Genomic DNA, 5,014 nt, shown 5'->3' with positions numbered 1-5,014 from the left:
GCCTGCTGTGCGCGCTGTGCGGCTTCTTCGCCGCCGCGTTCTTCCTGAGCCGCAGCTACAACATCATGCTCTACACGCTGGCCGCGATCGTGGTGGGACACTACGCCAGCGTGCGCCAGCGGCATGCGGCCCTGCCCCTCTTCACCCTCTTCGGCAGCGGCTGGCGCTGGCTGCCGATCACCACCGTGGCCGTGGCGGCGCTCTACGTGCTCGTCGCCGTCCTGTTGCGTACCTCATGAACCCTCGCTCGCTCGCGCTGCGCAACACGCTGTTCTCCTCGCTGGGGATCTATGTCGAATACTTCCTCGGCATGGTCTGCGCGGTGCTGATCGCGCGCCACCTGGGGCCGCAGCATTACGGCATCTACGGCCTGTTCATCTGGTTTGCCGCCATCGGCATCGTGGTCACCAACTCGGGCGTGACCACCGGCGTCATCAAGTTCGTCGCCGAGCTGCGCGGCAGCAGGCAGCACGAGCTGATCCGGCCGATGCTCGCGCACATGCGCAAGGTGCAGCGCTGGCACATGCTGGTGGTGCTGGGCGCCGGGCTGGTGGCATTCGTGGTGGCGGGGCGCCGCTTCGCCGCCGAGCTGGACCTGCTCGAATTCGTCCTGCTCGCCGCCGCAGTGGGCATGCGCGCGCCCTACATGTTCAACATCGCCATCGCCAAGGGCTGCGAGGCCTTCGACGCCACCGCGCGGGTCACGCTGGTGGCCGCGCCGCTGAACCTGGCGCTGGTGGTGGCGGCGATGCTGCTGCATGGCGACATCCTGATGTTCGTGGTGATGTACGCAGTCTCCAGCGCGGCGTTCCTGATCGCCTCGCAGCACCAGGTGAGCCGGCTGCTGGCGCCGTTGCCGCGCGGCGGAGCCCTGCCGGCGGAACTGCTGCAGCGGATGCGCCGCCACCTGCGCATCGTCTCGCTGACGATCATCGTGAGCTTCCTGATCGCCAGCGACGTGGAGATCCTTTTCCTCAACCTGTTCGACAGCGCCGCGTCGGCCGGCTATTTCAAGGTGGCCTACCAGCTGGCGAGCGGGATCATGCTGTTGGTGCCCGGCGTGTTCAGCGCGGTGCTGCTGCCGATGATGGCCAAGGCGTTGAGCGAGGGGCGCGCGGCCGGCGGCCGCCGCTTCGCTGCGGTGACCTCCTACCTGGCCCTGCTGGGCGCGCCGGTGGTCGCGTTCGGCGCCTGCTTCGCCGGCGCCGTGATCGGCCTGCTCTACGGCGCCGCCTATGCCGCCGCCGCGCCGGTGTTCGCCCTGTGCATGCTGGCCAGTGCGCTCAACACCTCGGCGCAGGGCGCGACCAGCCTGCTGGTGAGCGCCGACCGCCAGCACGTGATCCTGATCCTGACCCTGTCCTTCGGCGTACTCAAGATCGCCATGGACGTGCTGCTGATCCGGCACTTCGGCCTGCACGGCGCGATGGCGGCGATTACCCTCGGCGCGATCGTCAGTTCGACGGCCTACCTCGCACTGGGCGTGCGCGTGGGCGGCGTGCCGCTGGAGTGGCTGCGGCTGGCGCGCATCCTGCTGGCGGCCGTGCTGGCCGGTGCGCTGGCCTCGCTGGTGCTGGCGCTGCAGCTGCCGCCGTTGCCGACGCTGGCGTTGGGCGGGCCGCTGCTGGCGGCCGCCTACCTGCCGCTGACCCTGTTGCTGCGCTGCTGGACGCGCGCCGACATCGAGCAGTTGCAAGGGCTGCATCGGCGCTTCGCGGCCGGCCGCCCGCTGCTGCTGGGGCGGCTGCTGCACTGGTCGGTCGCACGTGCGGGGCAGGAGCCATGAGCATGTACGAGCAGCTGTTCCGCCGCGTGCTCTTCCCCGCCTACGAGAGTGGCCTGCGCCGGCGCCGCACGCTGGCCCACCTGGCCGCCTACGAGCGCGACCAGTGGCTGGCCCCCGAGCAGTTGCGGGCGTTGCAGTGGCAGCGGCTGCAACGCCTGCTGCAGCACTGCGGGCAGAACGTGCCCTATTACCGGCGGCGCTGGCGCGAGCTCGGCGTCACCGCGGCGGACATCCGCAGCCTCGACGACTACGCGCGCCTGCCGGTGCTGACCAAGCCGGAGATCCGCGCGCACGTCGAGGAGTTCAAGGCCGATGGCTGGCACGGGCGGCTGCTCTACAAGGCCACCGGCGGCTCCACCGGCGAGCCGCTGCGCTTCGGCTACACGCGCGAGAGCAACGACCGGCGCACCGCGGTGATGTGGCGCGGCTACGGCTGGGCCGGCGCGCGCATGGGCCGGCGTACGCTGTTCCTGTGGGGCGGCGCGGTGGGCGAGCCGCATCCGCTCAAGCAGTTCAAGGAGCGGCTCTACCACGCCGCGTTCGGGAGGCGGATGCTCAACAGCTTCCACATGGCCGACGCCAATCTGGGCCAGTACGCCGATGCCATCGACGCGTACCGGCCCGAGGTGATCGTCGGCTACGTGGGCCCGCTGGTGCGCCTGGCGCAGTGGCTGCTCGACACCGGGCGGCGCGTGGCGCGGCCGGTGTCGGTGCTGGGCGCGGCCGAGGCGCTGCACGGGTTCCAGCGCGAACTCATCGAGCGCGCCTTCGGCTGCCCGGCGTACAACACCTATGGCTGCCGCGAGGTCATGCTGATCGCCTCCGAGTGCGAGCATCGCCACGGCCTGCACGTCAATGCCGACCACCTGGCGGTCGAGCTGCATGGCGCGCAGACCGGTGCCGGCGAGGTGCTGCTCACCGATCTTTCCAACTACGGCATGCCGTTGCTGCGCTACGCCAACGGCGACATGGCGACCGCCGGCGTCGACGCCTGCCCGTGCGGCCGCGGCCTGCCGCTGCTTTCGCGCGTCGACGGCCGCGTGCTCGACGCCATCCGCACGCCCGAGGGCCACCTGCTGCCGGGCGAATTCTTCCCGCACATGCTCAAGGACGTGCCGGGCCTCAAGCGCTTCCAGCTGGTGCAGCGCCAGCTGGACCGGCTGGAGCTTTCGCTGGTCTGCGGCGAGGCGTTCGACGAGGCCTCGCTGGCCTACATCCGCCGCGAGGTCGCCAAGGTGGTGGGCGAGCACGTGGGACTCGATTGCCGCATCGTCGACGACATTCCCCTGACGCCCAGCGGCAAGCTGCGCGTCACCGTATCCGCCCTCGCGGCCCCCGTCGCATGAACCCTCCGAAGAACGTCACCCACGTCGTGGAAAACCTCAATCGCGGGGGGCTGGAGCGCGTGGTGCTGGACCTGGTCAAGCTGCAGCAGCAGCAGGGCTGGCGTTGCCAGGTGGTGTGCCTGTTCGAGCGCGGTGCGCTGGCGCACGAGCTCGACGCGCTGGGCATTCCGGTGCATGCCTGCGGCAAGCGCAAGGGGCTGGACCTGGCCGCGCTGTCGCGTGCGCGAAGGCTGATCCGCGCGCACCGGACGGACGTGTTGCACACCCACAACGCGGTGGCGCACTACCTGGCGGTGTTGGCCTGCCTGGGCCTGGGGGTGGGCAAGGTCATCAACACCCGCCACGGCATGGGCGGCATGCGTCGCTGGGAGCGTTCCGAGCTGCTCTACCGCGCCGGGCTCGCCGGCACCGACATCGTCACGATGGTTTGCGAGGCGGCCTGCAGCGGCGCCATCGAACACGGTCTGGTGCCGCGCGGCAAGCTGCGGGTGGTGCCCAACGGCCTGCGCGTGCAGGAATTCGCTACCGCTACGCCAGCCGCGCGTGCGGACCTGCGGCAGGCGCTCGGCCTGCCGCCGCAGACGCAGCTGGTCGGCACGGTGGGGCGGCTCAACTGGGCCAAGGACCAGGCCAGCCTGATCCGCGCCTTCCGCCGCGTGCACGAGCAACTGCCGGACAGCGTGCTGGTGCTGGTCGGCGGGGGCAGCCTGCGGGAGGAGCTGGAAGCCTGCGCGCGCAGCGAGGACGTATCCGCTGCGGTGCATTTCCTGGGCGACCGCGACGACGTGCGCGAGTTGCTGCAGGGACTGGACGTGTTCGCCCTTTCTTCGGTAAGCGAGGGTTATTCGATGGCACTGCTGGAGGCCTGCGCCACCGCGTTGCCTATCGTCGCCACCGACGTCGGCGGCAACCGCGAGATCGTGCAGGACGGGGTCAGCGGAAACATCGTGCCGCCACGCGACGAGGAGGCACTGGCGCATGCGATCCTCGCCCTGCTGCGTGATCCGGACCGCGCGGCCCGGTTCGCCGCCGCTGCGCGGGCGATGGTGGAAACCCGCGGCTCGCTCGAAGCGGTGGCGGCGCGCTATGCCGAGTTATATGGAGCGCAGGAGCAGGGCGCATGAAGGTGCTGGTGCTCACCAACCTGTTCCCGACGCCCTGGGACCCGCTGCGCGGCGCGTTCAACCGCCAGCAGTTCGAGCGCCTGGGCCGGCGCCACGCGGTCGACGTGCTGACTGCGGTGGACTTCCGCGAGCGCCTGCGCGGGGTGCGTGGCAGCGTGCAGGTGACGGGACTGCGCACGGACCATTTCGTGTTCGTCTACCCGCCGCGGTTCGGCCGCGCCCTGCATGCCGCGTGCTGGCTGGTGTCGCTGCTGCTGCAGCGCGGCCGGCGCCTGCGTGCGGCCGGCTACGACTGCATCCTCGCCAGCTGGGGTTATCCCGACGCGGTGGCCGCCGGCTGGCTGGCGCGGCTGCTCGGCGTCCCCTACGTGGTGAAGGTGCACGGCAGCGACCTGAATGTGCAGGCCACGCACGCGTTGCGGCGACCGCAGATCCGCGCAGCGCTGCGCCGTTCGGCCGCGGTAGTGGCGGTCAGCCGTGCGCTGGCCGACAAGGCGGTCGCGCTGGGTGCGAACGCGGCGCGCGTGCACACGCTCTACACCGGCGTCGACGGCGCGCTGTTCGCCCCAGGCGACCGGGACGAGGCGCGCGCGCGCCTCGGGCTGGATGCCACGGACGCGCCGCTATTGCTGTACGTCGGCAACCTGAAGGACAGCAAGGGCTGCCTCGACCTGCTGGAGGCCTTTCCCGCCGTGCTGGCCACGCGACCGCAGGCGCGGCTGCTCTACGTGGGCGCGGGCCCGTGCCGCGGCGCGTTG

At 71.0% G+C, this 5,014-nt stretch carries 4 protein-coding genes and 1 pseudogene; all 5 read left to right on the top strand.

The features are described 5' to 3' along the window. Window positions 1-239 (top strand): annotated as a pseudogene (locus HOQ08_RS13215) (O-antigen polymerase); the annotation flags it as partial. Continuing rightward, window positions 236-1,786 carry an oligosaccharide flippase family protein gene (locus HOQ08_RS13210; protein WP_291195704.1) on the top strand — a complete coding sequence of 517 codons (1,551 nt, stop codon included), beginning with the start codon at window positions 236-238 and terminating at the stop codon, window positions 1,784-1,786. The pseudogene HOQ08_RS13215 and the gene HOQ08_RS13210, both read left to right, overlap by 4 nt. 2 nt (window positions 1,787-1,788) lie before the next feature. Next, window positions 1,789-3,132, top strand: a complete 1,344-nt coding sequence (locus HOQ08_RS13205; RefSeq protein WP_291195701.1) for a phenylacetate--CoA ligase family protein — start codon at window positions 1,789-1,791, stop codon at window positions 3,130-3,132. Continuing rightward, window positions 3,129-4,256 carry a glycosyltransferase gene (locus HOQ08_RS13200; protein WP_291195698.1) on the top strand — a complete coding sequence of 376 codons (1,128 nt, stop codon included), beginning with the start codon at window positions 3,129-3,131 and terminating at the stop codon, window positions 4,254-4,256. The genes HOQ08_RS13205 and HOQ08_RS13200 overlap by 4 nt, the downstream gene beginning before the upstream one ends. Next, a partial coding sequence (locus HOQ08_RS13195; RefSeq protein WP_291195695.1) for a glycosyltransferase occupies window positions 4,253-5,014 on the top strand: 762 nt, incomplete at its 3' end. The genes HOQ08_RS13200 and HOQ08_RS13195, both read left to right, overlap by 4 nt.

The organism is Frateuria sp., from assembly GCF_013362045.1.
In the GTDB taxonomy this organism is placed as follows: Bacteria; Pseudomonadota; Gammaproteobacteria; order Xanthomonadales; family Rhodanobacteraceae; genus Frateuria_A.
The sequence above is the reverse complement of the archived record's forward strand: the minus strand, read 5'-3'. Positions and strand labels throughout refer to the sequence as shown.